Consider the following 26,724-nt stretch of genomic DNA (forward strand, 5'->3'; position numbering starts at 1 on the left):
GGGCGGAAGGCCAGTGGTGCACATCAGGGCTCGGTGACCTGCTAAGTGAGGGGCTCGACACCCAGGAGGGAGGCCGTCTTGTCGTAAATGCGGAGGGCCAGGTCGTCGTCCTCGGACAGGCGGGAGGGTGTGTCCGGCTGGGACTTGCTGAAGAAGCCCCCGTTGGGCTGCGGGGCGGGTTCCGCGTCGGCCAGGTGGACGGGCGTCCGTACACCCTCCTCGATGGAGATGGCGAAAGGCTTGAACAAGGGAGCGGTCAGGCGCATGAGGCCACCGGCGTTCTTGTTGATGGCGGTTCCCTTCACCATGCCGGGGTTGGCGTTGTAGGCGTGCATACCTTCGGGCAGCCGACGCGCGAGCTCCCTGGTGGCCAGCAGGCTCACCAATTTGCTGGTGCCGTAGACGCGCAGCTGGTTGTAGCCGTTACTCCACGATGTGCCGGCAACGTCCGGGGTGGCGGTATCCAACTTGCCGCGCTTCTCGACGAACGTGGAGAGATTGATGATCCGTGCCTCAGGTGCGAACACGCCCTCACTCAGTAGCGCGTGCGTGAGCAGGAACGGTGCGTGGTGGTTGAGGGCGTAGGTGCGTTCCGCTCCGTCTGTGGTCCGCACGTACTTGGGGAAGGCTGCTCCGGCGTTGTTGACGAGGACGTCCACCGGTACGCCGTCGGCGGCGAGCCTGGTGGCGAGGGAGCGGACCTGGGACCAGTGCTCCAAGTCGGCCGTGTAGGTCTGCGGCGCACGTGCGTTGCTCCCGGCCGGAGTCAGGGCGCGCAAGCTGTCGGCCGCGGCTTTCGTGCGGGCCGAGTCGCGGCCCACAAGGACGACGCTGTGGCCGGCCTCGGCCAGGTGGCGTGCGATGGCCAGGCCCAGGCCCGAGCCGCCGCCGGTGATGACAGTGGTCTTGCTCATCGCTCTTCCTCGCCGTGGTTGTCCGTGTGGGGAGAACTCGTGTCTGCTTCAGGCGCGCCGGTGACAACTTTGCGCAACAGCGCATGCAGACTTCGTCTGCTTTCGCCGTCGAGGCATGCGAACGGGGAGTGCTCGGTGGTGTGTTGGATGACGCGGTCGCGCAGGGCGCACCCCTCGTCGGTGAGCTGGATGACTTTCGCCCGCCGGTCGGTGGGGTGCGGGATGCGGCGCACCAGGCCGTGCTTCTCCAGCCGGTCGATCATCGACGTCGCAGTCGACGCGTCGCACTGCAGCCGGTCGGCCAGGCGGCCCGCGGTCATTTCCTCCCCCCGACTCAGCCGCCACAGCACGTCGGTCTGCGCATCAGTCAGCCCCACTTCGCGGGCCAGAGCCTTCAGCTCACCGCCGACCTTGGTGCGTATAGCGAACAGGTAATCGATCAGCTCTTCGTCAAGCCGTGGGTCATCCATGCCATCCACCTTATATGGAACTTCCAATTATTGGAAGTTCCATATACTTTCGGTATCTGCTGAGGGCCGAACCCCAGGGCGGCACCGCATCCGTACGGGGAACGGTCCCGCCCATGGGCGGGCTCCTGCGGGCGCTTGCTTGCACGAGCCGAGGGCGCGGACGGGAACTTCAGCCGGGGGTGAACGGCATCAGCTCGTCGAGGCCGCTATCGGTGAGGGCGGTGCGGACGGAGGCGCTACGCCGTCTGCTGATGACTGAGGTCGCGCAGGAGGCAGTGTTCTGGACCGACGACTCGTCGGTCTGCGCGCCCATGGCGCACGGTGAGGACATCGCTGCGCACTTCCGTGACTACGGTCAGCTGAGGTACGCCGCCCTGACGAACAGGGAATCGAGCGGATCGCCCTCGTACCCGATGATGAGGCAGACCGCGGCGACCGGCCCTCGGGAGAGCTCCACGAGCCGGGCCAGGGCTGCCGCCTCGGACGGCAGTCCGGCCGGATCGAGGCCGAGCGCCCGGGCCGCGCGGTCGCGTCGCCGGTCGAGGTCGGGCATGTCCTCCCGGTACTCGTCGGCGATCGTCTGGAGTTCTCCGGCCGTCCGTCCGGGAGCATCCCGCCACCACGGTGCCACCAGACGCAGCCGCACCAACTCTGGCAGTCCGAGGGCGAGCGGTCCGGCTTCGCCGTCGAGGCTGACGTACACCACGGGGCGTCCCTCTCCGCCCTCACCGACAAAGCAGAACGCGTCACCTGAGCCCGCCCGCGCAAACTGCTCCAGCCTGGCTCCAGAGGCAAGCCGGATCCCGTCTTCCAGCTCCTGGTCGGCCGGGTCCGTCGCGTCGAGATCCGCAACCCCGGCGAAGAAGTCGATGACCTCCTGCTCGGCACCCAGGAGAGGCAACAACGCGCCGTGGTGGGCGGGTGCGTCGGCTGGTGCATTCGATCCGTTCACCTGGCAACCGTGACTGGGCCTCCGACGGCGGCGGCGTCAGACCGCCGGGGGCCTGGGCGGGGACAAGGTGGCGAGGCCCGCAGGCGTGGGTGCGCGGCCTCTCTCCAGATCTCATCCTGCTGAGCCGGCGAAAACCCGTAGTCACGCACCTGTGCCTCCACGAATCACATGATCATCCGTGGGTGGTGCGTTGATCACTTGAGGGTGCCATCGTTTGTCGACAGGCGCGGCTCGGTGGACGGCGACCGGGTCAGGTCGAGCGCAGGCAGAAGGGATGTCCGGCCGGGCTGGCGTAGACGCGGCTACCGGTGCGGGTTTCCGGGGTGATCTCGTCGGTGGGCCGCAAGTCGGGTGGCGCCGGCGTCGGTGGCCGTGCAGTCGGCGGTTGCGAGGTCGTCGACGCCGAAGTCGAGGTGCATCTGCTGGGAGGTGCCGTCCGGCCAGTTCGGTGCGGTGTGTCCGGGGGCGGACTGGACGACGATCACCGGGAGGCCGGGGGCCTGAACGAAGTGGTGAGTTGGCGTGGGGGTGAGGGAGCCGCCGAGCAGCCGGTGCCAGAAGGAGCTCTCCTTCTCGATGTCGGCGGCGTCGATGATCACGGAGGTCAGGGTGAGGGGCATGGGGGTGTCCTGTTCGTGCTGTCGGTGGTTGCTCAGACGGTCGGGATGATGCCGCCGTCGACGCGGAACTGTGCTCCGGTGAGCCATTTCGCGCGGCCGGAGGCGAGGAAGGCGATCATCTCGGCGACGTCCTCGGGATCTCCGGGGCGGCCCATGGGGACCTTCAGGTGGTCCACGATCTGCTGCGTGACCTCTTCGGTGGTCATGCCCTGCTTCTCGGCCATGTGCTTCAGGTGGGCGGTGGCACCGTCGGTGACGACGAAGCCGGGCAGGACGCAGACCACGCGCACCCCGTGCTCGCCGACCTCGGTGGCCAGTTCGCGGCTGTAGGTGTTGAGCGCGGCCTTGGCGGCGGCGTAGGACGCCTCGGTGCGCTGAGGCAGTTGGCTGGCGATCGAGGAGACGTGCACGACGACGCCGGAGCCCCGCTCGACCATTCCCGGCACCAGGGCCCGGTCCAGGCGCACGGCGCTGAGGAGGTTCATCTCCAGATCCGCCTGCCAGGATTCGTCCGACCGGCTCAGGGTCGGCGCCGGGGCGCTCGCCGCGCCCGCGTTGTTCACGAGCACGTCCACGCCGCCCACCTGCTCGACGACGCGGCGGCCGAGTTCGGCCACACCCTGCTGCGTGGAGAGGTCGGCCGCGAGGAATGCGGCACCGCTGTCCTCCTCGGGTCGGCTGCGGGAGGCCGTCAGCACGGTCGCGCCCGCGGCGACGAAGCGGCGCACGGTCGCCGCGCCCAGGCCCCGGCTGCCGCCGGTGACCAGTACCCGAAGGCCGTCGAGGCTGTTGTCCGTGATGGGCATGGGGTCTCTTTTCCGTAAGATGAACCTGACTCCGGAAACGGTACACGTAAACGGAGCCGGACTCACCTTATGGAGGTTCTCTTGCCGGCATCACGCCCGCTGCGCGCCGACGCGCGACGCAACCGCGAGGCACTGCTGTCCGCGGCCCGCCAGGCGTTCCTCGGCGGCGACACCGACGCGCACGTCGAGGACATCGCCCGCAGCGCCGGCGTCGCCGTCGGAACGCTCTACCGCCACTTCGATACCCGCGAAGCGCTGATCGAGGAGGTCTACCGCAAAGAGGTCGACGAACTGTGCGCCGCGCCCGGCGTCCTGCTGGACCAACACGCCCCGGAGGAGGCGCTGCGGCGCTTCCTGCTGCTGCTCGTGGACCACGCGGCGGTGGGCAAAGGGATGTCCAGTGTGCTGGAAAGCATCATGGCGACGGACTCACCGGTCTTCGACGACGCACGCACCCGTATGGCCAACGCCCTCTCCCTGCTGCTCGAAGCCGGCAGCGCGGCCGGCACCGTCCGTGACGACGTCACAGGCTCCACCCTGTTGCGCGCCCTGGGCGGCATCTGCGGAATGCGCGCCACGGAGGGCTGGTTGGTCGAGGCCCGGCAGATCACCGCCCTCCTCTTCGACGGCCTGCGACACGGCGCCCCGCAGTCACCCTGAGCCGGGGGCCGCGCGCCGCCGGCCGCCCGATGTACCTCACCGTGCACATCTGGAGGGCGAAACCGAGGCGATTGTGGGCACCACGCCGCTTCGCGATCAGCTTCCGCCGAACAGGAGGGGCGGTGGACGAGCCTCTGCTCCCCCTTCATGGATCTCGAGTTCGAGTTCGCGCGTGATTCTGCCCTTCTCGGGAGCCCTCGACTGTCCGGGCCGCTGCTCGGCACGGGGAAGCAGCAACCCGGACCAAGCGGCGGTCTGCCGTCGGTGGCGGGATGCGTCAGGCGGCGGTGCGTTCGCTGACGGGTCGGCGGCGGAGGCTCGCCTGCTGGAGAGCGGGCGGCACGTATGCCTGGTCGAGTGTGCCGACGTCGGTGCCCGGCGCGACGATCTCGTCGATCCGGTCGAGGACGTCGTCGGTGAGTGCCACGTCGATGCCGGCGAGAAGGTCGTCGAGGTGGCTCATCGTGCGCGGCCCAACGATTGCGCTGGTCACGCCGGGATGAGCGATCGCGAACGCCATGGCGAGGTGGGTCAGCGGCAAGCCCGCCTCCTCGGCGAGCGAGATGAACTGCTCGACGACGTCGAGACGACGCTCGTCGTTGAGGTGCTTGAAGAAGCCGACGCGGCGGAGTTCGTTCTGCTGGCCCTTGCGGACGCGCCCCGTGAGCAGTCCCTGCCCGAGCGGGCCCCACACCAGCGTGCCCACCCCATAGCGCTGAGCGACCGGCAGCACCTCGCGTTCGATGCTGCGGCTGAGCAGCGAGTACGGCGGCTGCTCTGTGTGGAACCGTGCCAGTCCGCGCCGCTCGGCGACCCACCGGGCTTCGATGATGTCGGACGCCGGCATCCCGGACGTCCCGATCGCACGGACTTTCCCGCTGTGGATCAGGTCGGAGAGCACGGAGAGCGTCTCCTCGATGTCCGTGTCGGGGTCGGGTCGCTGGATCTGGTAGAGGTCGATGTGGTCGGTCTGCAGGCGGCGCAGCGAGTTCTCGACCGCGGTCACGATCCAGCGCCGCGAGGCGCCCTGTTGATTGGGGTCGTCACCGATCGGGCGGCTCACCTTGGTCGCGAGGACGACGTTGTCCCGTCGCCCCTTGAGCGCCTTGCCGACGACCTCTTCGGAGTCGCCGTAGGCGTCGGCGGTGTCGATGAGGTTGATTCCCGCGTCCAGGGCTTTGTGGATGATGCGGGCCGCGTCGTCGGGGTCGGGATTGCCGACGGACGTGGCGAACATCAATGCGCCGAGCGCATAAGGGCTGACTTTGATCCCGGTCCGGCCGAGCGTGCGGTACTGCATGCGAAATCGTCCTTTCTTCGCAAAAAGATCTAAATAGCCTGTAACGCTGACAAATCCTCGGAAGGCGCATGTAGCTGTCGTGCAGATGCCGCATGCGGCACGCGACACCTCTCCGATGCTCGTCTCGTGGCACCTGCGGGGCGCCGCCGGTCCGCCGAGTCGGCTTCCAGCGTGCGGCGGTGCGGCCGTCGGCGGGAGAGACGTCCTTATCCGGGGACGGGCAGTCCCTGGCTGCGTCCGGCGTCCCGGGGCATGGTGGAGGTGTGGACAGAACCGAACTGGCCGACTTCCTGCGCCACTGCCGTACCCGACTTGCCCCTGCCGACGTGGGGCTGTCGCAGGGCGCGCGGCGCCGCACCCCGGGACTGCGCCGCGAGGAGGTGGCGCAGCTGGCAGGCATGTCCACCGACCACTACACGCGGCTGGAGCAGGCCAGGGGCTCACGCCCGTCCCGCCAGATGCTCGCCGCCGTCGCCCGCGCGCTGCGGCTGACCGGCGACGAACGGGACCACCTCTTCCATCTGGCCGGCGAGGAGCCCCCGCGCAACCGGCTGACCACGGATCATGTCCGCCCCGGCCTGCTTCTCGTCCTCGACCGACTGACCGACACTCCCGCCCAGGTGGTGAGCGACCGCGGCGACATCCTCGCGCAGAACGCGATGGCCATGGCGCTCCACGGTGACGCGTCCGCCCGCCCCGAGGCGGAGCACAACATGGCCTGGCGCTACTTCACGGACCCCTCCGCGCGGGAACTCTTCCCGGCCGAGGACCGTGACCGTGCCGCCCGCGCAGCAGTGGCGGATCTGCGTGCCACACTCGCCCGCCGCCCGGACGACGCGCGTCTGGCAGGGCTCGTACGCCGGCTCCGCGCCCGCAGCGAGGAGTTCTCGGTGCTGTGGGACACCCACCACGTCGCCGTACGCCGCGCCGACACCAAACGCTTCCTGCACCCGGTCGTCGGCCTACTGGAGCTGGACTGCGAGGTATTGCTGAACCCGGAACACGACCAGCGGCTGGTCGTCTACACCGCCCGTCCGGGCAGCAGGTCCTACGAGCGGCTGGAACTGCTGCGCGTGGTCGGCCTCCAGGATCTGACCCGTGGCTGAACCGCTCTGCCGGAGCCGTCGGCGCCCGCAGCAGCGATACCGCTTGGGCCCGGCGGTCGGTCGTGGCGATCCGTGTCGCGGCGATCTGGGCGTCCTTGCGCGAGCTGGCCGGTCCTGCCGCGGCGAGTTGGTGCAGGCGCGCGAACCCGTCCGGGTCCCGGATCTCGGCCATCGCGGAAGCGAGATACCGGTGGGTGCGGGTGAGCATCCATGGCAGGCCAGGGCGGATGACATCTCCGCAGATGAGCATGAGCAGCCCGGAAGGCAGGTCATCGCGGTCATGGGACGGCGAGGGCCCGTGCTCGCGCAGCCACCGCAACGGGATCTCCACCCCGGCGGCCCCGGGTCGGTCTTCCGCCCCGGAAGCCTTCCATCGCTCCTACGGACCCGAGCCGGGGCGTCGGCGGCACCCCCATTGGCCCCCTCCGGGGGTAAGCCGACAGACCGGGCTGTGACCGGTGCGTCAGGGGCGTACGGCCAGCACGTCCACCTCGATGAGAGCCCCGGGTGCCAGGCCCGCGGTGACTGTCGTCCGCGGGGGGAACGGTTCCGTGAGCACGCTGCGGTAGGCGGCGTCCATCGCGTCGAAGTCGTCGTCGGAGGCAAGGTAGATGCGGACCATCAGGACGTCGTCCCAGTCGGCGCCGTCGGCAGCGAGGATCGCCTCGATCTGTTCGAGCACGCGCCGGGTCTGACCTGTCGCGTCGGCTTCCAGAAGTGCTCCAGTTTCGGGGTCGGTAGCCAGCTGGCCACAGACTTGGAGGAAGGCTCCGATGCGGCGCCCCTGGCTGTAGGCGCCGAGTGGGGCGGGGGCCGCCGGGGTGGTGACGGTGGTGAAGGACATGGTGTCTCCGAGGGTTCGAGATGCTGCCGCCGGGCCGGCGCAGGCTGGCCCGGCACTGAGAGGTCAGCGCGTGTGGATCGCGCTCATGACGTGCTTGACGCGGGTGTAGTCGGCGAGGGCGTATGCGGACAGGTCCTTGCCGTGTCCGGAGTGCTTGAAGCCGCCGTGCGGCATCTCCGCGGCGAGGACTCCGTGGGTGTTGACCCACACCGCGCCGAAGTCGAGTTCGGCCATCGCGCGCATGGTCCGGGAGTGGCTGGTGGTCCAGACGGAGGCGGCGAGGCCGTACGGCTGGTCATTGGCCAGCCGGATCCCCTCGGCCTCGGTGGCGAACTCCTGCACTGTCAGGACGGGGGCGAAGATCTCCTCCTGGACGACCTCGTCCTCCTGCCGCAGCCCCGAGACGACGGTTGGCGCAAGGTGATAGCCGCGGTCACCGACCCGGTGACCGCCGGTGTGCACCGTGGCGCGGCCGGGCAGCCGCTCCAGCAGGCCCAGTACGCGGTCGAGTTGGGCGGCGCTGTTGAGAGGCCCGATGTCGAGTTCTCCTTCCGGGTGCGGGGCAGGTCCGCTGGTCAGTGCCTCGGCCCGGTTGATCAGCGCGCTCACCAGGGCCTCGTGGACATCCGCGTGGGCGAGCACGCGCGTGGCGGCGGTGCAGTCCTGACCGGCGTTGTAGAAGCCGGCAGCGACGATGCTCTCGGCCGCAGCCTGGACGTCTGCGTCCTCGAAGACCAGGACGGGGGCGTTACCGCCGGAGCGACCTCGACGACGTCGGCACCGACCAGGTTGGTGTCACGCAGTCCGCGCAGGATCTCCAGCAGTTCGCGGCTGGTCAGGCCGCCGGCCTCGGGGGTTCCTGTGCCGGGCGCGTGTGCCGGGTCCAGGACGTCGATGTCGATGGAGATGTGCAGCGGGCGACTGCCGATGCGCTGGCGCAGAGCATCGACCGTCTCGTCGAGGCCGCGCCGCAAGACGTCGGCGGCGGTGTGGATACCGAAGCCGAGACGTCGGTCCTCCTCCAGGTCCCGGTTGCCGTACAGCGGACCGCGCGTAGCGACATGGGACAGCGCCTCGGTGTCGAGAATGCCCTCCTCGACCGCGCGGCGGAAGGGGGTCCCGTGGGTGTACGGCTCGCCGAAGTAGGTGTCCCAGGTGTCCAGATGAGCGTCGAAGTGCAGCAGGGCGACCGGGCCGTGCTGCCGGGCAACGGCGCGCAGCAAGGGCAGGGCGATGGTGTGATCGCTGCCGATGGTGACCAGGCGGGTACCGGATGCCAGCAGTTCCTCGGAGCCGTGCTGCAGTGGCTCGATGGCCTCACCGATGTTGAACGGGTTGACGGCGATGTCACCGCCGTCGGCCACCTGCACCTCGGCGAACGGTGAGACGTCCAGTGCGGGGTGGTAGGGGTGCAGCAGCCGGGATGCCTCACGCACGGCGGTCGGAGCGAACCGCGCACCGGGACGGTAGGGGACACCCGAGTCGAAGGGGACGCCGACCTCCGCGATGTCCGCGTGCGCCACCTGGTCGGTGCGCGGGAGGCGGGCGAAGGTGGCGGATCCGGCATAAGGCGGGGTGCGGCTGCTGTCGACGGGTCTGACAGGGGCCCGCCGCGGCCGCTCGGCCTCAGAGGAGAGCAGGGAAGTCATGGAGGGCGGCTTCTTTCTGTTGCCGTTCGGAGAGGCGGCTCAGTGGTCGGTGAGGAAGCGGTGCAACGCCCGTGCACCGAAGCGGAGGCTGTCGAGAGGTATGCGCTCGTCCACGCCATGGAACATGCGTGCGAAGTCGAATTCGGCGGGCAGCCGGAGGGGGACGAAACCGAAGCCCTCGATGCCCAGAGGGGCGAAGGCGGCGTTGTCGGTCGAGGCGGAGGAGCAGTAGGGAACCACGGCCGCCCCGGGATCCTCAGCCCGCAGAGCGCGGTGCATGGCACCGATCAGCGCACTGTTCGGATCGGATTCGGCCGAGGCCGTCAGATCGACAACCTCGACGTCGATGTCCGGCCCCACGATCGCGGCGACGGTGCGCAGGAAGTCCTCGTCACGGCCCGGCACGAACCTGCCGTCCACCAGGGCCTCCGCCTCGGCCGGGATGACGTTGACGGTGTCTCCGGCGCGTACGACGGTGGGGTTGGCGACGTGCCGCAGCGAGGAGGCGACCAGTCCCGCGACCGGGGCCAGTGGCGTGCCCTCGAGAGAGTCCGCACGGACGTCTATCCCGGTGAGCCGCTGCAACTCGGTCGCCATGCGCGTGCTGGTCGCCGTGAGGTCGAGCGGCCAGACGTATTCCCCGATCCGGGTCAGGGCGGCGGCCAGCCGCACGGTGGCGTTGTCCTGGGTGATCATCGACCCGTGGCCGCGCGTGCCGCGCGCCCGCAGGCGCAGCCACGCCACGCCCTTTCGCGCGGTCTCGATCAGGTAGACGCGCCGGGTGGCGGACGGACCGGACCACTGGACCGAGAACCCACCGATCTCGCTGACGGCCTGGTCGCAGTCGTCGAGCAGGTCACGATGATTCTCGGCGAGCCAGCGCGAGCCGAGCGCGCCACCGGCCTCCTCGTCGGCGAGGAACATCAGGGCGATGTCCCGCGCGGGCAGTTCGCCGTTGCGGGCCAGCCGCCGCACGGCGGCCAGCATCATCGCGTTCATGTTCTTCATGTCCACCGCGCCGCGGCCCCACAGGCAGCCGTCGCGGATCTCCCCGGCGAAGGGATCCACCGACCACGCGTGCCGGTCCGCGGGAACCACGTCCAGGTGGCCGTGCAAGAGCAGGGCCGGGCGCGACCGGTCCCGCCCGGGGATCCTCGCCACCACGCTCGTGCGGCGCGGTGCGGATTCGAGCAGCGTGCTGCCGATGCCCACCTCGTCGAGGCGGCCGGCGACATACTCGGCCGCCGTGCGCTCCCCGGGACCGGAGCCGTCGAAGTGGTTGCTGGTGTCGATCCGGATCAGGTCCCGGCACAACTCCACCACCTCGTCCAGCCCGCACTCCGGCCCGGTCGCTGTCGCGGCACCGTCCAGTGTCGTCATCGCCCCTCCTACAGGACCTGGGCGAGGAACGCGCGGGTGCGTTCATGGCTGGGCTGGGCGAGAACCTCCCGGGGAGTGCCGTGCTCGACGACACGGCCGCCATCGAGGAACGCCACTTGGTCCGCCACTTCACGGGCGAAGCCCATCTCGTGGGTGACCACGACCATGGTCATTCCGGACTTCGCCAGATCCCGCATCACCTGGAGCACCTCGCCCACCAACTCCGGGTCGAGGGCGGAGGTCGGCTCGTCGAAGAGCATCAGTTCCGGCCTCATCGCCAGGGCCCGGGCGATCGCCACCCGCTGCTGCTGGCCGCCCGACAGCTGTGCCGGGTACTGGCGTTCCCGGCCGGCGAGTCCGACGCGGGCCAGCAGCTCCCCGGCCTCCTGTTCCGCCTCGCTCCGCGAACGGCCCAGTACGCGCTGCGGGGCCTCGGTGATGTTCTCCAGCGCGGTCATGTGCGGGAACAGGTTGAAGCGCTGGAAGACCATGCCGATCCTGCTGCGCTGCCCGGCGATCTCCTTCTCCGACAGCTCCTGCAGATGGCCGCCGTTCCGGCGGTAGCCGATGAGTTCTCCGGCGACGTACAGCCTGCCCGAGTCGATGCGCTCCAGGTGGTTGATGCACCGCAGGAAGGTGCTCTTGCCCGAGCCGCTGGGGCCGATCAGACAGGCCACCTCACCCTTCCGGACGGTGAGGTCGACTCCCTTCAGGACCTCGGTGTGGCCGAATGTCTTGCGCACGTCGACGGCGGTGACCATGGGGGTGCTCATTTCGAACTCCTGGAGACATCGGACTCCTTGTGCTTCCTGGACCGCACTGCGCGGGCGGAGCCCGGCAGGGTGCCGCGGCCGAAGCGTTTCTCCAACTGCCGCTGCACGAGCGTGAAGACCGAGGTGAGCGCCAGATACCAGGCCGAGGCCACCACGAGCAGCGGGATGACCTTGTAGTTCTGGGAGTAGACCTGCTGCAGGTTGGTCATCAGGTCGTTCCCGGCGATCACCGACACCAGGGCCGAGGTCTTGAGCAGGGTGATGACCTCGTTGCCCATGGGCGGCACGATCACCCGCATCGCCTGCGGGAGCACGATGCGGCGCATCGTCGTGGCCGGGCGCAAGCCGAGCGCGGACGCCGCCTCCTGCTGACCGGGGTCTACGGACTTGATTCCACCGCGGACGATCTCCGCCGCGTAGGCAACCTCGTTGAGGCCCAACGCCAGGATGGCTGCCGTCGTCGCCGAAACCAGACTGCTCGTGGGAGCGGAGTACAGTTCGATCCCCGTGAACGGGATCCCGAGGGTGACCCTGGGAAAGAACGCCCCGATGAAGCCCCAGAAAATGATCTGAACGAGGACGGGCGTTCCCCGGAACAGTGCGGTGTAGGAGGTGGCGAGGGCGCGCAGGACGTAGTTGTCGGAGAGGGCCATCACCGCGACGAGGGTGCCGCCGACGACGCCGATCACCATGCTCACGATGGTGAGGTAGAACGTCACCCACACGCCCTGGAGGGTGAGTTGGGCGAAGAGGTATGCCCCGACTGTCCCCCAGTCCAGGTTGGGGTTGGTGGCGAAGCTCCAGGCGAGGCCCAGGGCGCAGACCGACGCCAGGACGGCTGCCACGGTACGGCCGGGCCTGCGCAGCCGGCGGATGGGGAGATCCTCGTCCGCGATCCCGGTGTGGGCGGTCGTGGGGGACGGGTCGGAGGTCATCCGGTCACCCCTCGCTCTGGTTGACGGACGGCTTGTCCATGGCGATTTGTTCGACGTCGTAGCTGGCGAGGATCTTGACGTAGGACCCGTCGTTCATAAGATCCGCCAGTGCGAGTCGGATCGCTTCACGCAGCCTGGGCTGGTCCTTCGGCAAACCGATGCCGAGGATGGATGGGTCGTAGCCGTCCGGTGCAGCCGGATCCTCGACCGTCTCTAGAAAGCCGGCCTGCTTGGCGGCGTATCGCAGTGCGGGGAGGTCACCCACGATGGTCTGCGCCTTGCCGGTTCTCAGCGCGAGCAGCGCGTCGGAGAACTGCGGGAAGGTCTTGATGGAGACGGGCTTCTTTCCCTGTGCGGTACATCGTGCGCTCTGCTGCTTCACCAGGGCGATCTGCGGAGCGCCGGTCTGGGCGGCAGACTGGTGCCCGCACAGATCCCCCAGCTTCTTCAACTTCTCGGGGTTTCCCTCGCTCACGAGCAGAGCTGAGCCGCTGCGTCCGTAATTGACGAAGTCAACAGTCTTCTCGCGTTCCTCCGTGTCGAAGAGGCCGGCCATGAGGATGTCGTACTTCTTTGCCTGCAGGCCGGGCAGAAGGCCGTCGAACGGCTGCTGCGAGAACTCGAACGGCACGCCCAGCCGCTTACCCAGCGCCTTGCCGAGGTCGATCTCCAGTCCGGCCAGGTTCGTGTTTCCGGAACCCGCGAACATCACGAACGGTGGGAAGGGTGCATTGGTGGCGACCCGGATGCGGCCGGCCTTCTTGTAGGAGTCCGGCACCATCGCATGCAGCTGGGCGTCACGCTCGACAGCCACATCGGCTTTGGCCGTATCGGAGCCGGCAATCGGAGGATTGGTACACCCGGAGGTGAGAGTGAGACACGCGCCGAGGGCGACGGCGGCATAGAGCGGCGGAGGAACGCGTCGTATGAAGGCGCGATGGGTGGGTGATCTCATGGACTTCTCCCTGGGGAGCGGAATAGAGAGGTGTGGGAGCGCGAGGGAATTCCTGGGGTGTGGGGGAGGGGCAAGAGAAGAAGCGATCAGTCGAGCACGGCGGCGAGTGTCGGCAGGGTGATGTTGCGACCCGATACCACCGCCACTGCGCGACCGTGGGTCCGGACCTTGCCCGCCAGCAAAGCGGCGGTGGGCGCGGCGCCTGCGCCCTCGGCGACGAAGCCGCGTGCGGAGGCTAGGTAGCGGATCGCCTCGCGGATCTCCTTCTCGCTCACGGTCACCAGGTCGTCGACATGCCGACTGATCAGTTCCGGGGTCACCGCACCGGTCTCGATGTTTCCGGCCATACCGTCGGCCAGGCTCTCGCCGATCTCGACGGTCACCTTCTCTCCCGCCGTGATCGAGGCGCTCACCGCCGTGGAAACCTCCGCTTCCACGCCCACGACGCGCACACCGGGTCGAGCAGAAGCCCACAGGCCCAGGCCGGATGCGAGCCCGCCGCCACCGACGCCGCACACCACGGTCAGCTCGTCCCTGCTGTCTCGGAGCTGGTCGTCGAGCTCGAAGCCGATCGTTCCCTGCCCCGCGATCACGTGCGGATCGTTGTACGAGGAGAGGTAGTGGGCGCCCTTGCCGGCCAGCTCCAGCGCGTGTGCCTCGGCCTCGTCATACGAGGTGCCCACCTGAACCAGGTCGCCGCCGAAGCCCCGCAGCAGTGCCACCTTGGCGGGCGAGGCGTTCTCGGCGACCACGACGGTGGCCGGGCGGCCGAGGACGCGTGCCGCGTAAGCGATCCCCAGACCGTGGTTGCCCGCGGACGCGGTGACGACCCGGGTCCCATCTGCCAAGGCGGAGAGGGCGGCGAGCGCGCCGCGGACCTTGAAGGAACCGGTGGGCTGAAGGGACTCCAGCTTGAGGGCGAAGTCCGACCTTGACGGCCCGCCCGTGCCGAGGTCGACGGGCGAGGGCGGCAGATGGCCGCTCACGGTACGCCAGGCCCGCTCCACATCACGGAACGTCGGGACGCGCACGAGGCGCGGGGCCGCGGATGGCAGCGGATCGTCGGCTGAGGAAAGCATGGAATCTCCCGGGAGTTCGTCGCGGTGTCGAGTAAGGCTCCACCGCGGCGAGGCCCCCGAGAAGATGGGCTTTCTTCGCCTGAGCGTAGGATTTTCTTATGCTCGATCCTCGAAGGCTGAGTTTGCTCAGGGACGTCGCGCGGACCGGTTCGATTGCCGGGGCCGCGCAGCAGGCGGGGTGCACGGCCTCAGCGGCGTCCCAGCAGTTGTCGTCCCTGGAACAGGAACTCGGTGTCGCGCTGCTGGAGCGTTCCCCGCGCAGCGTGCGCCTCACCGAGGCGGGCCGGGTCCTGGTCGAGCACACCTACCGCGTGCTGGCTGAACTGGAGGATGCCGTGCAGGCCGTGCAGGCCGTGGCCGGAGTGCGCGGCGGTAAGCTCCGCGTCGCTGCGTTCAGCACCGCGGCGACCAGCCTGGTCATCCCCGCACTCGTCGCGTTCCGGCAAAAGCACCGCTATGTACGTGTCTCCTTCACGGAGACCGAGCCCGAGGACGCCATACCGGCGGTGGCAGCCGGAGACCTCGATCTGGCAGTCACCCACCAGTACGACCACCTGCCCCGCCCCGAGCTACGGGGGCTGCGCCAAACCCTCCTGCACCGCGACCGGCTGCTGCTCGCCGTGCCACCGCACCTGCATCGCACTGGGCAGACCACGGCGCGGTTGCAGGACTACGCCGACGCGACGTGGGCGTCGATCCTGCCCACCGAGGGCTTCCAGGCCGTCACCGAACTCCTGTGCCGTACACAGCACTTCGAACCCGACATCGCCTATCGCTCGGACAGTTACGACCTGCTCCTGGCGCTAGTGGCGGCCGACTTCGGTGTGGCCTTGGTCCCGGGACTGGCAGCCCAGCCCCGTGCCGGTGTCACCTTCCTGGAGGTGACCGAACCAGAGGGGGCCGCCCGCAAAATCCACATCACCACGCGGGCCGCCGACCCGTCACCCGGCACTCAGGCCCTGGCCAGCCTGCTCCTGCGGCGCCAGACCGGCCACGGGAGGAGCTGACAGCCGCGCGGACTGCTGCTGTTCCGGCCTGGATCAAGGAGAAACTGCGGTTGCGAGGTCACGGCGTGTGCGCCAGGCCGAGTTCGACGACACGAATGGAGGTGACCCGTCCGCCTTCCGCACAGACTGAGACATCGAGTTGGCCGTTGACGGCCAACGTTCATACAGCACCGACGAGGCCACGGTCGATGAGGATGGGGTTCCGGTAGCGGCAGCCGAGAAACCAATGCCTAGAGATCATCTCATTTGGCGAGCCTCCGGTAGCAAATGAGGGTGCTGGCGATGCTGGCGAAGGCAAGGAAGTGGATGGCCTGGCGCTCGTAGCGGCGGTGAAGTCGGCGACAGCCGGCGAGCCAGGCCATCGTGCGCTGGATGGTCCAGCGGTGACGGCCCAGCTTCTGCGATGTCTCAACGCCCTTGCGGGCGATCCGCGGTGTGATGTGGCGTGAACGGAGCCATCTCCGCAGGTGACGGTTGTCGTAAGCCTTGTCCGCGTGCAACTTGGCGGGACGGCGCCGACGAGGACCGCGCCGGGACCTGATCGTTCGCGCTGACAGAATCCTGGACGAGGCCCGCGAGACCGAAGATCCCGTCCACCTCGTCCATGTCTTCGGGATCTCCATCACCGCTGCCATGAAGTACATCCACACGGCCCACCCCCACCGCGTCGGTCCTGTTCCTCTCTGAGGCAGACGGTCGTCCCCGGGAAGCACGTGCACCCCCAAATAGCGTCACTCCAGGACACTGACCTGCCTTCACGATGGCGGCACCTCAGTGTTGAGAGCCTCGGCAGGCACTCGCTCGATGCGGGTCCAGCCCCTCCAGCCTCGTTCCTCCAGAATCGCCAACAGCCGTGCGGCGTGCGGTGAGGACTCCATGGTTGAGTCCAGCAGGTCGACGAACTGGTCGTCGATGCCGTCGTGGGCACCCACCTCGCCGGCCTCCACAGCGCGAACCATCAAGCGCTCCATGATGTCGGCGACCTCGACGATCCGCGGATCGTCGGCCGGCCAGTCGAGTGCCCTGCTGAGAAGGCTGTAGAGCTTCACCATGTCGGGGTTGTCCAGCTCCTCGTGCTTCTTGGCGATCACGGAGTCGATCGAATGCGGCACCTGGGCGGCGATCATGATCCAGGCGTCCCGCTCCATCTCGATGTACCGCTCCTCGACGCCGAGACCGCGCAGCCGGTCGAGGTAGTCCACAACGCTCTGCGGAAGCGCCAGGTGCTCTCCTGCAGCGAGCCTGGCGAGTCGGCTGCGAGTGTCCTGTAGTCGCCGGATCTCGGCACGCAGGGCCTTGTCGATCTCCTGGACGCCGCCGGCGAATTCCTCCAGGCCGGCGGCCAGAAGTTCCTGCACCCGGGCCAGCGGTACGCCGGCGTCTGCGAGGGTGCGGATCCGGATCAGTCGCACGACCGCGACAGCGTCGTAGGTCCGGTATCCGGACCGGTCGCGCTCGGGCTCCGGCAGCAACCCGATCCGGTGGTAGTGACGTACCGCCCGCACCGTCACCCCGGCATACGCCGCAAGCTGGCTGATGGTGAGCATGGGTCTCAGCCTGCCTCAGGCGATCTTCCGGCGATAGGCGGCCATCGCGAAGACGTACCCCACGACGAGGATGCCGACGCACCACGCGAGGGCGGTCCAGATGTCGTCACCGACCGGCTGCTGGGCGAACAGATTGCGGATCGTGTTGACGATCGACGTCACCGGCTGATGCTCGGCGAACCAGCGTACCGGGCCGGGCATCGTCTTTGTGGGCACGAACGCCGAACTGACGAACGGCAGGAAGATGAGCGGGTAGGCGAACGCGCCAGCGCCCTCGACCGACGACGCAGAGAGCCCGGGGATCACGGCGAGCCAGGTCAGCGCCAGGGTGAACAGGAGCAGGATGCCGGTGACCGCGAGCCATGCCGAGACTCCTGCCCCTGAGCGGAAGCCCATGAGGACAGCGACGCCCACGACGAGGACGAGCGCGATCAGGTTGGCGACCACAGAGGTGACGACGTGGGCCCACAGCACACCCGACCGCGCGATCGGCATGGACTGGAATCGTTCGAAGATCCCGCTCTTCACATCGGTGAACAGCCGGAACGCGGTGTAGGAGATGCCTGAGGCGATGGTCATGAGCAGGATGCCGGGCAGCATGTAGTTCACATACGAAACCGATCCGGTTTCGATGGCGCCGCCGAACACGTAGACGAACATCAACATCATGGCGACCGGCGTGATGGCGGTCGTGATGATGGTGTCCATGCTGCGGGTGACATGGCGCAGGGTTCGCCCCGTGAGCGCGGCAGTGTCGTTATAGAAGTACGCGGTCATCCTCGTCCCCCAGTTGTTGATCCAGTGGTGTCGCTCGTGTCGCTGCCGCCGATGACTGCGAGGAAGATCTCCTCGAGAGTCGGCTGCTTCTCGACGTACTCGACTTTGGCGGGCGGGAAGAGCTGCTTGAGCTCGGCGAGGGTGCCGTTCACGATGATCCGACCCTGATGAAGGATCGCGATCCGGTCGGCCAATTGCTCGGCCTCGTTCAGATACTGCGTGGTGAGCAGCACCGTCGTTCCGTGGCCGGCGAGCTCCTTGACCGCGTCCCACACCTCGATGCGTGCCTCGGGGTCAAGACCGGCCGTCGGCTCGTCCAGGAATATCACCGGCGAATTCCCGATGAGGCTCATTGCGATGTCCAGCCTGCGGCGCATCCCACCCGAATACGTGGACACTCTCCGGCCGCCCGCCTCGCTCAGCGAGAAACGCCTCAGCAGGTTGTCCGCGGTCGCGCCAGGGTCCTTGATGTGGCGCAGCCTGGCGACGAGGGCGAGGTTCTCCCGACCGCTGAGGATCTCGTCGACGGCCGCGAACTGCCCGGTGAGACTGATGGATTCCCGCACGTTCGCCGGTTGCGTGGCAACGTCGAAGCCATTGACGCTCGCCGCCCCCGCGTCGGCTTTCAGGAGCGTGGCGAGAACCCTCACGGTCGTGGTCTTGCCCGCCCCGTTGGAACCGAGCAGGGCGAAGATGCTGCCCGGCGCCACGTCGAAGTCCACACTGCGCAGCACTTCGAGCTTCCCGTACGACTTCTTGAGACCTTGCACGCGAATCGCCGGACCGGCGATCGATTGGACTGTCATGGTCATTTTCCTCCTTCGCGGAGCTGTTCCGGGCGACTGCGCGGAAGCTCCTCCGGGAGGATGGAGGGTTGACCCAGCGTCAAGGTCAAGCCCGTTCCGACCATGGCACCCAGATCGCCGGTCAGTCAGACACATCACAGCAATGACGGACTGCTCGTCCCGAGCTCGTACGGCCGCGAACCCGCCATACTCAGAGCTGTCGGTGAACCACTCACGCGTCGGTTCCTGCGACTCACCGGCCAGAAATCAACGAACCCGCCTGCTTCGGTCGGTGGCGCCGTGGATGTTGGTGAGTCCGATGAACAGGCCTCCGTGCGGGCGCTGGCCGAAGAGCTGGGCATTGGGGAAGGCGGACAACGGATGATGGGACCCCGTGCTCGGCAAGACCGAGGTCATGATCGACGGCCTCGATGCGCTTACCCGCAGGCCCGTGTGCAACTGCTCGGTCGGTTTCTGCTGCTACCTGCCCCTTGGGGAGACCTGCGAGGCCGACGGCCATGACGAAAGGCCGCTGGGTTCCGGCCAGGGCTTCACCCATGGCTGTCACGGCCTTGTATTCCGTCTCGGCTGCACCTGCTGGGTCAGTGGTGAACGCAACGTCGTGGCGGTATGCGAGGTGGATCACCCCGCCGCTTGCTTCAGCGGCACGGCGCAGCGATTCGGGGTCCTCGAGGTCTGCTCGGACGGGCTCAGCACCGAGTGCTCGCACTGTGTCCGCGGCGGGGTCGGACCGCGTCGTTGCGGTGACTCGATGGCCTGCGGCGATGAGTTGGGGGATGAGCAGAGCCGATCCAGCCGGTGGCACCGGTGAGAAGAATGTGCGTTGTTTTCCTCGTTTTCCTCGCAGCGGTTGAGAATCCGGCCGATGAGTTCGCGGTCACCAGGCAACGGGGCCGTTGACATCGGTGAAGGTCCCGGTGGGGCCATCGACATCGATGGTGGCCATGGCAACCGCCTGGCGAGCGCCGTCCTGTGGAGTCCCGGTCCCGTGGTGGTTGTTCAGGTCGGTGGCGATGAATCCGGGGCAGACCGCGTTGACGAGGATGTTCTCGGAGGCGAGGTCACGGGCGTACATCATGGTCACCGCGGTCAGCGCGGTCTTGGAGGGGACGTAGCCCAGTGCGATGGGATCGGTGTTGGCGAAGTCGGAGATCGCCGCGAGGGAGCCGGCGCTGCTGGACACGTTGACGATCCGCGGGTTGCCGGAGTTGCGCAGCAGCGGCAGGAATGCGCTGCTGACGGTGATGACACCGAACACGTTCGTCTCGAACACGTAGCGGACGTGGTCGACGTCGGCGGAGCGAGGCAGCTGCCCGGCGAAGTCGGCGCCGGGCTGGTGGCTGATACCGGCGTTGTTGATCAGTGCGTCAAGACGGCCGAAGCGGGAGCGGACCGTATCGGCAGCGGCGGATGCCGAGACGGGGTCGGTGACGTCGAGGGCGACGGCGGTGACGTCGCCGCCTGCTCCGCGCAGTTCGGCGGCGGCCTCTTCACCGCGCTCGATGCTTCGTGCACCGATCACGACGGTGTGGCCGAGTTCGGTGAGCTGGGCTGCGATCTCGCGGCCGATGCCTTTGTTGCCGCCGGTGACCAGGGCGATCATGGGGTGATTCATGGAAATCCTTCAGTGCTGGTGTTTGGTCTGTTACCAGGGAAGAGGGCCGTCGTCGCCGGAGAACGTGCCCGTCGGACCGTCAGGTCCGATGAGCGCCATCCGGACGATGTGCCGGGCGCCTTCTTCGACGGTCTTTGTGCCCTGGAAGTTGTTGAGGGCAGTCGCAGTGAAACCGGGGTCTGCGACGTTGACCTTGATGCCGGTCGGCTCCAGGGCGGTGGCGAATCCGAGCGTGGCGGCGTGCAGCGCGGACTTCGAGGTCGGATAGATGCCGAACATGGAACGCTCCGGGTTGCGCTCGTCGGCGTTCAGCGTGAGTGAGCTGCCGGAGCTTCCCACGTTGACGATCCGTGCCGCCGGGGCCTCGCGGAGCAGCGGAAGCAGCGCCTGCGTCAGTGCGATCGGCCCGATGACGTTCGTCTCGAAGAACTGGCGGACGACGTCGAGTGACACCTCGGTGAGCAGGCCCGAGCGGGCACGCTCCTCCAGCGGAGTGTCGGCATCACCGATGAACGAGATACGGGCGTTGTTGACCAGCGCGTCGAGGCGGCCGAACTCGATTCGGACCCGCTGCGCGGCGGCCGCGATCGACACCTCGTCGGTGATGTCGAGTTGCACCGCGTGGGCGTCCCCGTCGACCTGGGCCGCAGCGGCTTCGCCGCGGCCCAGGTCCCGGGAGCCGACGAGCACGGTGAACCCGTGCCCGGCGAGTTCCCTCGCCACCTGCTGGCCGATACCTGCGTTCGCCCCGGTGACCAGTGCTACGGGAGTGTTCTGCATGAGTGTGCTCCACCCCCACCCCGAGAGCTGGTTGCCCAGTCCTCGGGGTGGGGTCTCGGGGACTACTTGGATTCGACGTGGCCGAAGGCGTCGGGACCGGTGGCGAGTGCGTCCTGCGCCGTCTGCCAGGCGTTGTTGTCGGAGTCGAACGCCGTGCGCAGGTAGGCGGCGGTCAGTTCGGCGATCGCGGCGACCCGGTCGGGGCTCTCGTCCGTGGTCCCGACGCTGTCGTGGCCCTGGATCCCGCCGAAGAGGTGCTCACCGTTGAAGACGGTGAGCAGGGTCTTGGGCCCGGGAGTCAGGTGATAGGGGTCGGCGTGCCAGTCCGGGCCCATGGTCGTCCAGTGCTGGGAGTCGTCCTTGTCGCCGGCGACGACGAGTGCGGGCGTGGTCATCGTGGTGAGGTTCATGGTGCGGAAGACCGGCACCTGGGCGGCCGCGAACCCGTCGAAGGTGTCGCCGCCCCGGCCGGTCGCCCCGATCAGCACGCCCTGCGTGATCCGGGGCTCGAGGAGGTTCACCTCTTCGCCGGTGTCGGGGTCGGTGATCCGGGCGCCGAGGAGGAGTTCGGCGGTGAATCCACCGAGCGAGTGACCGGCCACCGCGACCTTGCTGCGGTCGATGCGCCCGGCGAGTTGCGGCACGGCCTGCTCGATCTCGTCGAGCCGGTCGAGGATATGGCTCATGTCCTCGGCGCGTGAGCGCCAGAAGAACGGCGCTTCGGGCCTGTCGCCGACCAGGTGGCTCAGCCTGGGGGCGCTGAGGTGGTTGGGCTGGATCACGACGAAGCCGCGGGCCGCCCAGACCTTGGCGAGGGGGAGGTAGCCGTCGAGCGAGGACGGGCCGTAGGTCCCGCCGTGGCCGTGCGACAGGAGGACGACCGGCAGGTCGGTGCCGGTCAGGGGTGCGGAGACACGCACTTCGAGGTCCAAGGGGCGTCCGGGCACGCTCAGCGTGATGGGGCTGACCGATATCACGGGCGGGGCGGAGGGGTGGAGGTAGGTGTCGGCGACGGAAGTCCACTCAGGCATGGCGCATGTTCCCTTCGGAGATTTGCCGCATACCAACCGGGACACGGCACGTAAGCACTCAGAGGTGTCCGGATCGACTAAGCTGACACCGAGGCGGAACCTTGCTCCGTTTCACAATACGGAGCGCTGCTCCGTATTGCAAACGGAGCAGCACGCACGGAAGGACCATGTGGTGACCACTACGGGTAAGCCCCGATCGGATGCGGCTCAGAGCACGCGGCCCGATGCGGTGCGCAGTCGGCAGAAGCTGCTTGCGGCCGCCGCGGAGGTGTTCGTCGAATCCGGCGTCGACGCGCCGGTCCGTGAGGTCGCGGCCAGAGCAGGCGTCGGCATGGGTACCCTCTACCGCCACTTCCCCACACGGCCGGACCTCGTCGTCGCCGTCTTTCGCCACCAGGTCGAGGAGTGTGCCGAGGCGGGCCCTCAGTTGCTCGCCAACAACGACTCCCCCTTGGAGGCGCTGCGGCAGTGGGTCGACATCTTCGTTGACTTCCTCGTCACCAAGCACGGACTGGCCCATACAGAGCAGCCCGACAGCAGTGGCTTCGGTGCGCTGCACACGTTCTTTCTCGAGCGTCTACGGCCCGTGGCCGAGGAACTGGTCGGTGCTGCGGCCGACGCCGGAGAGATCCAGAGCGGGATCCAGCCTTACGAACTCATGCGGGGTATCGGCAACCTCTGCATCGCACCCGACCATGACCCCCGCTATGACCCGCGCCGCCTGATCGATCTGCTCCTGCGCGGCATCCAGCAACCGAAGACATCCTGAGTTCGTTCCCCGGGTCGAGCGCCCCGACCAGCGCCACCGAAACATGGTGAGCGGGCACGGTTACCCCCGCGCCGCACGCATGAGTTCCCGTACGTTCTCCACGCCAGCAGCCTGGGGGCAGGTGACGCGGGAGTCCGGGAAGGCCGTGGTGGCGAGGCGGGCCGGCGAGTCGCCGGGCAGAGCTTGTACGAACAGGTGGGCCCCGTGTTCGTAGAGCACGCTGGTGGCGTCGTGCCAGCGGACGGGCCGGGTGAGGGAGTGGACCAGGTCTTCGGCGATGGCGGCAGCGGCGGTTCGCAGTGTGCGGCCGCCGACGTTTCCGGCGAAGGAGATGGCAGGGCGGGACACGGGCAACTTGCTAATGAAGGAAGCAAGTTCACTGAAGGACTCTGTCGGGAATCTTGAAGACGAGCCGTAAACGATCGTGACGCTGCGTCAGGCTCGTTGGGAGGTTCCACCCGTAGTCTCCAGTAGCCCGAGATGTTTCAGCAGTCGCCGACCGCAGTCCTCATGGGCGTTGAGATCCAGGCAGCGCGGCACAAGTAGACGCTGAGCGCACGGTCGGCATCGCGAAGTCTGTGAACGAGCGGTCGTCGGCGCGGACCGGGCAGGGTGACAGCGGCCGTGGCAGCGTCCAGGTACGCGGTCAGTCGAGTCCAGGCTGGTGGTCACGGGAAGTACCAGTGGGTGGCCGTCTGCCCTGTTGCGATCGGCGGCGCGCAATGGCGGTGCCTTGAGTCCTTATGCGCCCTGAGACGTGTCGGGCGCTGCCATGTTCTCGCTGGCCAGGATGGACAGCAGGCGCAGTTTGGTGGCGGCCTCGCTGCCGGGGTCGGCGGTGAAGACGACGATGCGGACGTCCGAGCCGTGCGCGGAGAGCACGTCGCAGTCCAGCTCGATCGGCCCGACGTGCGGGTGGTCGATGGTTTTGCGCGCGGTGTTGTGATGGCCGACGGCGCTGCCGGCCCATAGCCCCGCGAATTCTTCGCTTCTCCTGCGCAGCTCGTCGATCATTTCTTTGAGCTCGCGGTCGGCCGGGTAGCGTCCGGCGACATCCCGTAGGTCTGCTACCAGCGACGCCTTGTGCTCATCCGGGTAGGGGTGTCGCACGGAGACGACCTCTTCGATGAAGGTCATCCAGACGATGTTCGCGGTCCGTCCGCGCCGTCCCTGCCAGTCGACCCCGGTCAGGGCGGGCCACAGATCGTTGTGATCCAGATGGGTCCAGGCGGCGTCGAACACGGCGATCGGAGCATTGCCCAGGCGGTCGATCAGCCTCTGCACGCTCGGGCCGATCCGCTGGGGGACCAGGCCCTGCCGGTCGGAGGCCAGCCCGGCCAGGCGGCAGGCCAGTTCGTACTCGGCCGGTGACAGCCGTAGCGCCTCCGCCAGCGCCCGCAGTACCGGGCCGCTGGGGTGTGCGCGCCCCTGCTCGATGCGCTTGATGTAGTCCGGGGAGATCAGCGCCAGTGCGGCGACTTCCTCACGGCGCAGCCCCGCGGTGCGTCGCGCACCCGGCGGGGTCGGCAGTCCCACATCGCTGGGCTGCAGTCGCGCGCGCCATGAACGCAGCAGGATGGCCAGCGTCGGAGTTTCGTTCATGCCTTCATTGTCTCCCTCGCCCCACCCATTCGGCCCCGAGAGCATCCATTCAGCCTGGCACAGACAGGGCCACGCTCCTGGCACGCATTCACACAAGTGTGGATATCTAATGGATGGCGGGGGTGGTCTCGGAAAGGTGTTTCATGAGCGGCACGGAAATAGACAGACCTATTGCGCTGGTCACCGGTGCGAACAAGGGAATCGGCCTGGAAACGGTGCGCCGCCTTGTCGGCCAGGGTTTCCGGGTCTACCTGGGAGCGAGGAATCCGGAGCGCGGGCAGCCTGCCGCGGACCTGGTGAAGGCGCAGTTTCTACAGGTCGACGTCACGTCAGACGTGTCGGTTCAGCAGGCCGTCGCGTTCATTCACCGGGAGCACGGGCGCCTGGACGTGCTCGTCAATAACGCTGGTATCGGAGGCCCGCGGCGTGAGCCGCAGGATTACACCGCCGATGACATGGCCGAGGTGCTGATGACGAACGTCGTCGGATATATGCGCCTCATTCACGCATGCCTGTCGCTCTTGGAGAAGAGCAGCAATCCGCGGGTCGTGAATGTCAGCAGCGGGCTGGGATCGTTCGCGCTCTTCCACGACCTGGACCGCATCGAATCCCGCGCCGGCACCGTGCCGTACGCGGCGTCAAAGGCGGCGATCAACATGATGACCGCCCGGATGGCGCGCCTGCTGCCGCACATCCGCATCAACGCCGCCGACCCCGGCCAGACCGCCACCGACCTGAGCGGCGACCAGGGCCACTCGATCCAGGACGGCACCGACGCCATCCTCACCTTCGCCCTCGCCGGCCCGGACGGTCCCAGCGGCACGTACGCCGACCGCAACGGCGAACTCCCCTGGTAGCAGGGCACACACCTGCGGTCACACTCATCACTCCAAAGGAACTACACGCATGATTCTCGTCACCGGAGCCACCGGAAACGTCGGCAGCGAACTCGTCAAGCAGCTCGTCGATGGCGGACACGACGTCCGTGCCTACATCCGCAACCCCGACAAGGCCGGCATGCTGCCGGACGCGGCCGAGATCGCGATCGGCGACCTCGACGACACCGCGGCTCTCCACAAGGCGGCCGAGGGGGTGGACGTCGTCTTCTTCCTGCAGGCCGCCCCCTTGCCCGCCCAGGCGCAGAAGGTCGTGGACGCCGCGAAGGCGAGCGGGGTGAACCGGATCGTGGTGCTGTCCTCGATCGGCACTGTCCTGCATCCTCGGCCGATCATCGGCGAAATGATCAACACCCGCGACGACGTGCTCCGCGCCTCGGGAATCACGATCACCTACCTGCGACCCAACACCCTGTCCACCAACGCACAGTGGTGGAAGGACAGCATCACCAGTGAAGGCAAGGTCTACGACCCGACAGACCCGGGCCTGACCTCCCCGATCGACCCCTACGACATCGCCCGCGTCGCCGCCACCGTCCTGACCGAGAGCGGCCACGACAACCGCGGCTACATCCTCAACGGCCCCGAGGCACTCAGCGCCAAGCAGCAGGTCGAGATCCTTGCCGACGTCCTGGGCCGAGACATCGAATTCGTGTCCGTCACCCCGGAGCGGTTCGCCGAAACCAACATTCAGCGCGGCACCCCCGAAGGACAGGCGCGCGGCCTGCAGAATCTGCACGAGCTGTTCCGCGCCGGCCGATCCGGCTTCCTCGCCGACGACGTACACAACCTCACCGGCACCCCCGCCCGCACATTCCGCCAGTGGTGCGAGGAGCACCGCGCCGACTTCAACTGACGCACACGCAGGGTGCAGCACCGTGTGAGTGCATGCGCGACGGCGCGCCCGCTCTCACGGTTGCGGGTCTGCCGCGTGGACGCCTGTGTCCACGCGTCAGCCCCATATCGGTGCTCATGGTTACGCAGACGTGATCGCGGATCTGTGAAGCCTAGAGGGTATGTGGCAAAATCTGACAAAGAGATCATGGAAACCCTTGAGGCGTACGACCTGACCGGGACGGTCTGGTCGGCAGCGACCTTGACGGGGCACGACCCGAAGACGGTCAAGAGGTATGTCGAAGCCCGCAACGGCGGGCGCAATCCTTATGAACGAGAGCCGCGGCCGAAGATGATCGACGCGTTTCTGGAGAAGGTCGAGGAGTGGGTCGAGCAGTCGAAGGCGACGATCCGCGCCGATGTGGTCCACGAAAAGCTCGTGAAGATGGGCTACCGGGGCAGCGAACGCTCGACGAGACGGGCGGTGAACGCGGCAAAGGCCGCGTGGAAGGCGGGCAAGCGCCGAACGTACCGGCCGTGGGCGTGTTGACTGAACTACGGGAGGTCTCCTCGTTGTTCTGGAGACGGGGAGGTGGTGGGCTGTCTACCTTCACGTG

The 26,724-nt window shown here is 67.9% G+C and carries 30 protein-coding genes and 3 pseudogenes; 7 read left to right on the plus strand and 26 right to left on the minus strand.

All coding sequences use genetic code 11. The features are described 5' to 3' along the window. Positions 1-41: 41 nt before the first annotated feature. The 6 genes and pseudogenes from AC5P1C_RS38165 to AC5P1C_RS38190 form a co-directional block, all read right to left on the minus strand. Positions 42-914: an SDR family NAD(P)-dependent oxidoreductase gene (locus AC5P1C_RS38165; RefSeq protein ID WP_493870566.1), complete on the minus strand. Its 873-nt coding sequence runs from the start codon at positions 912-914 to the stop codon at positions 42-44. Next, the gene (locus tag AC5P1C_RS38170; RefSeq protein ID WP_493870567.1) at positions 911-1,384 is read right to left on the minus strand and encodes a MarR family winged helix-turn-helix transcriptional regulator; all 474 of its coding nucleotides are present in this window, start codon (positions 1,382-1,384) and stop codon (positions 911-913) included. Before AC5P1C_RS38170 ends, AC5P1C_RS38165 begins: the two co-directional genes overlap by 4 nt. A 169-nt stretch (positions 1,385-1,553) precedes the next feature. After that, entirely contained in the window at positions 1,554-1,715 is a 162-nt protein-coding gene (locus AC5P1C_RS38175; protein WP_493870568.1) for a hypothetical protein, read from the minus strand. Between the two features lie 24 nt (positions 1,716-1,739). Beyond that, positions 1,740-2,336 (minus strand): hypothetical protein, encoded by a 597-nt coding sequence (locus tag AC5P1C_RS38180; RefSeq protein WP_493870569.1) that lies wholly within the window; start codon positions 2,334-2,336, stop codon positions 1,740-1,742. Between the two features lie 250 nt (positions 2,337-2,586). Continuing rightward, positions 2,587-2,956: pseudogene (locus AC5P1C_RS38185) on the minus strand (VOC family protein). A 32-nt stretch (positions 2,957-2,988) separates the two neighbouring features. Beyond that, positions 2,989-3,762, minus strand: a complete 774-nt coding sequence (locus tag AC5P1C_RS38190; protein ID WP_493870570.1) for an SDR family oxidoreductase — start codon at positions 3,760-3,762, stop codon at positions 2,989-2,991. 81 nt (positions 3,763-3,843) lie between these two features. Between AC5P1C_RS38190 and AC5P1C_RS38195 the strand changes: the two genes are divergently transcribed. Then, the gene (locus AC5P1C_RS38195; RefSeq protein WP_493870571.1) at positions 3,844-4,422 is read left to right on the plus strand and encodes a TetR/AcrR family transcriptional regulator; all 579 of its coding nucleotides are present in this window, start codon (positions 3,844-3,846) and stop codon (positions 4,420-4,422) included. 22 nt (positions 4,423-4,444) lie between these two features. Here the strand turns inward: AC5P1C_RS38195 and AC5P1C_RS38200 are convergent. Together AC5P1C_RS38200 and AC5P1C_RS38205 are read right to left on the minus strand one after the other, a co-directional pair. Then, positions 4,445-4,534, minus strand: a pseudogene (locus tag AC5P1C_RS38200) (DUF4158 domain-containing protein); the annotation flags it as partial. 165 nt (positions 4,535-4,699) lie between these two features. Next, complete coding sequence (locus tag AC5P1C_RS38205) at positions 4,700-5,722, minus strand: aldo/keto reductase (protein ID WP_493870572.1); 1,023 nt, start codon at positions 5,720-5,722, stop codon at positions 4,700-4,702. Between the two features lie 263 nt (positions 5,723-5,985). Here AC5P1C_RS38205 and AC5P1C_RS38210 point away from each other — a divergent pair, with 263 nt between their 5' ends. Continuing rightward, positions 5,986-6,828, plus strand: coding sequence for a helix-turn-helix transcriptional regulator (locus AC5P1C_RS38210; protein WP_493870573.1), 843 nt, complete (start codon positions 5,986-5,988; stop codon positions 6,826-6,828). Between the two features lie 463 nt (positions 6,829-7,291). Here the strand turns inward: AC5P1C_RS38210 and AC5P1C_RS38215 are convergent, their stop codons facing one another. From AC5P1C_RS38215 to AC5P1C_RS38250, 8 genes are all read right to left on the minus strand, one after another. Then, the gene (locus tag AC5P1C_RS38215; protein ID WP_493870574.1) at positions 7,292-7,672 is read right to left on the minus strand and encodes a RidA family protein; all 381 of its coding nucleotides are present in this window, start codon (positions 7,670-7,672) and stop codon (positions 7,292-7,294) included. Between the two features lie 63 nt (positions 7,673-7,735). Further along, a complete protein-coding gene (locus AC5P1C_RS38220; protein WP_493870596.1) occupies positions 7,736-8,368 on the minus strand; it encodes an aldehyde dehydrogenase family protein in 633 nt (210 codons plus the stop codon). Next, positions 8,278-9,321 carry an agmatinase gene (speB, locus tag AC5P1C_RS38225; protein ID WP_493870575.1) on the minus strand — a complete coding sequence of 348 codons (1,044 nt, stop codon included), beginning with the start codon at positions 9,319-9,321 and terminating at the stop codon, positions 8,278-8,280. Before speB ends, AC5P1C_RS38220 begins: the two co-directional genes overlap by 91 nt. A 39-nt stretch (positions 9,322-9,360) precedes the next feature. Further along, complete coding sequence (locus AC5P1C_RS38230; protein WP_493870576.1) at positions 9,361-10,701, minus strand: M20/M25/M40 family metallo-hydrolase; 1,341 nt, start codon at positions 10,699-10,701, stop codon at positions 9,361-9,363. Between the two features lie 8 nt (positions 10,702-10,709). Next, complete coding sequence (locus tag AC5P1C_RS38235) at positions 10,710-11,474, minus strand: amino acid ABC transporter ATP-binding protein (protein ID WP_493870577.1); 765 nt, start codon at positions 11,472-11,474, stop codon at positions 10,710-10,712. Beyond that, the gene (locus tag AC5P1C_RS38240) at positions 11,471-12,409 is read right to left on the minus strand and encodes an amino acid ABC transporter permease (protein WP_493870578.1); all 939 of its coding nucleotides are present in this window, start codon (positions 12,407-12,409) and stop codon (positions 11,471-11,473) included. Before AC5P1C_RS38240 ends, AC5P1C_RS38235 begins: the two co-directional genes overlap by 4 nt. Before the next feature lie 4 nt (positions 12,410-12,413). Further along, a complete protein-coding gene (locus AC5P1C_RS38245; protein WP_493870579.1) occupies positions 12,414-13,364 on the minus strand; it encodes an ABC transporter substrate-binding protein in 951 nt (316 codons plus the stop codon). Positions 13,365-13,450: 86 nt separating this feature from the next. After that, positions 13,451-14,443 carry a threonine ammonia-lyase gene (locus tag AC5P1C_RS38250; RefSeq protein WP_493870580.1) on the minus strand — a complete coding sequence of 331 codons (993 nt, stop codon included), beginning with the start codon at positions 14,441-14,443 and terminating at the stop codon, positions 13,451-13,453. Between the two features lie 98 nt (positions 14,444-14,541). Here AC5P1C_RS38250 and AC5P1C_RS38255 point away from each other — a divergent pair, with 98 nt between their 5' ends. Next, positions 14,542-15,450, plus strand: coding sequence for a LysR family transcriptional regulator (locus AC5P1C_RS38255; RefSeq protein WP_493870581.1), 909 nt, complete (start codon positions 14,542-14,544; stop codon positions 15,448-15,450). A 242-nt stretch (positions 15,451-15,692) separates the two neighbouring features. Here the strand turns inward: AC5P1C_RS38255 and AC5P1C_RS38260 are convergent. The 8 genes and pseudogenes from AC5P1C_RS38260 to AC5P1C_RS38295 all read right to left on the minus strand — a co-directional run. Then, positions 15,693-15,983: pseudogene (locus AC5P1C_RS38260) on the minus strand (transposase); the annotation flags it as partial. A gap of 222 nt (positions 15,984-16,205) precedes the next feature. Continuing rightward, positions 16,206-16,997, minus strand: a complete 792-nt coding sequence (locus tag AC5P1C_RS38265; protein ID WP_493870582.1) for a MerR family transcriptional regulator — start codon at positions 16,995-16,997, stop codon at positions 16,206-16,208. Positions 16,998-17,012: 15 nt separating this feature from the next. Further along, positions 17,013-17,774 (minus strand): ABC transporter permease, encoded by a 762-nt coding sequence (locus AC5P1C_RS38270; protein ID WP_493870583.1) that lies wholly within the window; start codon positions 17,772-17,774, stop codon positions 17,013-17,015. Next, positions 17,771-18,580, minus strand: coding sequence for an ABC transporter ATP-binding protein (locus AC5P1C_RS38275; protein ID WP_493870584.1), 810 nt, complete (start codon positions 18,578-18,580; stop codon positions 17,771-17,773). The genes AC5P1C_RS38270 and AC5P1C_RS38275 overlap by 4 nt, the downstream gene beginning before the upstream one ends. A gap of 232 nt (positions 18,581-18,812) precedes the next feature. After that, entirely contained in the window at positions 18,813-19,385 is a 573-nt protein-coding gene (locus AC5P1C_RS38280; RefSeq protein WP_493870585.1) for an NAD(P)H-binding protein, read from the minus strand. A 72-nt stretch (positions 19,386-19,457) separates the two neighbouring features. After that, the gene (locus AC5P1C_RS38285; protein ID WP_493870586.1) at positions 19,458-20,195 is read right to left on the minus strand and encodes an SDR family NAD(P)-dependent oxidoreductase; all 738 of its coding nucleotides are present in this window, start codon (positions 20,193-20,195) and stop codon (positions 19,458-19,460) included. 30 nt (positions 20,196-20,225) lie between these two features. After that, positions 20,226-20,975 carry an SDR family NAD(P)-dependent oxidoreductase gene (locus AC5P1C_RS38290; RefSeq protein ID WP_493870587.1) on the minus strand — a complete coding sequence of 250 codons (750 nt, stop codon included), beginning with the start codon at positions 20,973-20,975 and terminating at the stop codon, positions 20,226-20,228. Positions 20,976-21,037: 62 nt separating this feature from the next. Then, positions 21,038-22,006 carry an alpha/beta hydrolase family protein gene (locus AC5P1C_RS38295; protein ID WP_493870588.1) on the minus strand — a complete coding sequence of 323 codons (969 nt, stop codon included), beginning with the start codon at positions 22,004-22,006 and terminating at the stop codon, positions 21,038-21,040. Between the two features lie 172 nt (positions 22,007-22,178). On the opposite strand from AC5P1C_RS38295, the gene AC5P1C_RS38300 reads away from it, so the two are divergent. After that, positions 22,179-22,775: a TetR/AcrR family transcriptional regulator gene (locus AC5P1C_RS38300; protein WP_493870589.1), complete on the plus strand. Its 597-nt coding sequence runs from the start codon at positions 22,179-22,181 to the stop codon at positions 22,773-22,775. Between the two features lie 60 nt (positions 22,776-22,835). On the opposite strand, the gene AC5P1C_RS38305 is transcribed toward AC5P1C_RS38300, so the two are convergent. Next, positions 22,836-23,123, minus strand: coding sequence for a hypothetical protein (locus AC5P1C_RS38305; RefSeq protein ID WP_493870590.1), 288 nt, complete (start codon positions 23,121-23,123; stop codon positions 22,836-22,838). Between the two features lie 393 nt (positions 23,124-23,516). Beyond that, positions 23,517-24,377 (minus strand): helix-turn-helix domain-containing protein, encoded by an 861-nt coding sequence (locus AC5P1C_RS38310; RefSeq protein ID WP_493870591.1) that lies wholly within the window; start codon positions 24,375-24,377, stop codon positions 23,517-23,519. A 143-nt stretch (positions 24,378-24,520) separates the two neighbouring features. Here AC5P1C_RS38310 and AC5P1C_RS38315 point away from each other — a divergent pair, with 143 nt between their 5' ends. From AC5P1C_RS38315 to AC5P1C_RS38325, 3 genes are all read left to right on the plus strand, one after another. Further along, positions 24,521-25,234: an SDR family NAD(P)-dependent oxidoreductase gene (locus AC5P1C_RS38315; protein ID WP_493870592.1), complete on the plus strand. Its 714-nt coding sequence runs from the start codon at positions 24,521-24,523 to the stop codon at positions 25,232-25,234. A 49-nt stretch (positions 25,235-25,283) separates the two neighbouring features. Then, positions 25,284-26,129, plus strand: a complete 846-nt coding sequence (locus AC5P1C_RS38320; protein ID WP_493870593.1) for an NAD(P)H-binding protein — start codon at positions 25,284-25,286, stop codon at positions 26,127-26,129. A 186-nt stretch (positions 26,130-26,315) separates the two neighbouring features. Next, a complete protein-coding gene (locus tag AC5P1C_RS38325; protein WP_493870594.1) occupies positions 26,316-26,657 on the plus strand; it encodes a hypothetical protein in 342 nt (113 codons plus the stop codon). The last annotated feature ends 67 nt before the right edge of the window (positions 26,658-26,724 follow it).

Source organism: Streptomyces sp. A18 (genome assembly GCF_059026065.1).

Excerpts from the sequence above, each read along its gene's own strand:
- AC5P1C_RS38165 (WP_493870566.1), bottom strand. The coding sequence starts at position 914 with ATGAGCAAGACCACTGTCATCACCGGCGGCGGCTCGGGCCTGGGCCTG.
- AC5P1C_RS38170 (WP_493870567.1), bottom strand. The coding sequence starts at position 1,384 with ATGGATGACCCACGGCTTGACGAAGAGCTGATCGATTACCTGTTCGCT.
- AC5P1C_RS38175 (WP_493870568.1), bottom strand. The coding sequence starts at position 1,715 with ATGTCCTCACCGTGCGCCATGGGCGCGCAGACCGACGAGTCGTCGGTC.
- AC5P1C_RS38190 (WP_493870570.1), bottom strand. The coding sequence starts at position 3,762 with ATGCCCATCACGGACAACAGCCTCGACGGCCTTCGGGTACTGGTCACC.
- AC5P1C_RS38205 (WP_493870572.1), bottom strand. The coding sequence starts at position 5,722 with ATGCAGTACCGCACGCTCGGCCGGACCGGGATCAAAGTCAGCCCTTAT.
- AC5P1C_RS38215 (WP_493870574.1), bottom strand. The coding sequence starts at position 7,672 with ATGTCCTTCACCACCGTCACCACCCCGGCGGCCCCCGCCCCACTCGGC.
- speB (WP_493870575.1), bottom strand. The coding sequence starts at position 9,321 with ATGACTTCCCTGCTCTCCTCTGAGGCCGAGCGGCCGCGGCGGGCCCCT.
- AC5P1C_RS38230 (WP_493870576.1), bottom strand. The coding sequence starts at position 10,701 with ATGACGACACTGGACGGTGCCGCGACAGCGACCGGGCCGGAGTGCGGG.
- AC5P1C_RS38235 (WP_493870577.1), bottom strand. The coding sequence starts at position 11,474 with ATGAGCACCCCCATGGTCACCGCCGTCGACGTGCGCAAGACATTCGGC.
- AC5P1C_RS38240 (WP_493870578.1), bottom strand. The coding sequence starts at position 12,409 with ATGACCTCCGACCCGTCCCCCACGACCGCCCACACCGGGATCGCGGAC.
- AC5P1C_RS38245 (WP_493870579.1), bottom strand. The coding sequence starts at position 13,364 with ATGAGATCACCCACCCATCGCGCCTTCATACGACGCGTTCCTCCGCCG.
- AC5P1C_RS38250 (WP_493870580.1), bottom strand. The coding sequence starts at position 14,443 with ATGCTTTCCTCAGCCGACGATCCGCTGCCATCCGCGGCCCCGCGCCTC.
- AC5P1C_RS38255 (WP_493870581.1), top strand. The coding sequence starts at position 14,542 with ATGCTCGATCCTCGAAGGCTGAGTTTGCTCAGGGACGTCGCGCGGACC.
- AC5P1C_RS38265 (WP_493870582.1), bottom strand. The coding sequence starts at position 16,997 with ATGCTCACCATCAGCCAGCTTGCGGCGTATGCCGGGGTGACGGTGCGG.
- AC5P1C_RS38270 (WP_493870583.1), bottom strand. The coding sequence starts at position 17,774 with ATGACCGCGTACTTCTATAACGACACTGCCGCGCTCACGGGGCGAACC.
- AC5P1C_RS38275 (WP_493870584.1), bottom strand. The coding sequence starts at position 18,580 with ATGACAGTCCAATCGATCGCCGGTCCGGCGATTCGCGTGCAAGGTCTC.
- AC5P1C_RS38285 (WP_493870586.1), bottom strand. The coding sequence starts at position 20,195 with ATGAATCACCCCATGATCGCCCTGGTCACCGGCGGCAACAAAGGCATC.
- AC5P1C_RS38290 (WP_493870587.1), bottom strand. The coding sequence starts at position 20,975 with ATGCAGAACACTCCCGTAGCACTGGTCACCGGGGCGAACGCAGGTATC.
- AC5P1C_RS38295 (WP_493870588.1), bottom strand. The coding sequence starts at position 22,006 with ATGCCTGAGTGGACTTCCGTCGCCGACACCTACCTCCACCCCTCCGCC.
- AC5P1C_RS38310 (WP_493870591.1), bottom strand. The coding sequence starts at position 24,377 with ATGAACGAAACTCCGACGCTGGCCATCCTGCTGCGTTCATGGCGCGCG.
- AC5P1C_RS38315 (WP_493870592.1), top strand. The coding sequence starts at position 24,521 with ATGAGCGGCACGGAAATAGACAGACCTATTGCGCTGGTCACCGGTGCG.
- AC5P1C_RS38320 (WP_493870593.1), top strand. The coding sequence starts at position 25,284 with ATGATTCTCGTCACCGGAGCCACCGGAAACGTCGGCAGCGAACTCGTC.
- AC5P1C_RS38325 (WP_493870594.1), top strand. The coding sequence starts at position 26,316 with ATGGAAACCCTTGAGGCGTACGACCTGACCGGGACGGTCTGGTCGGCA.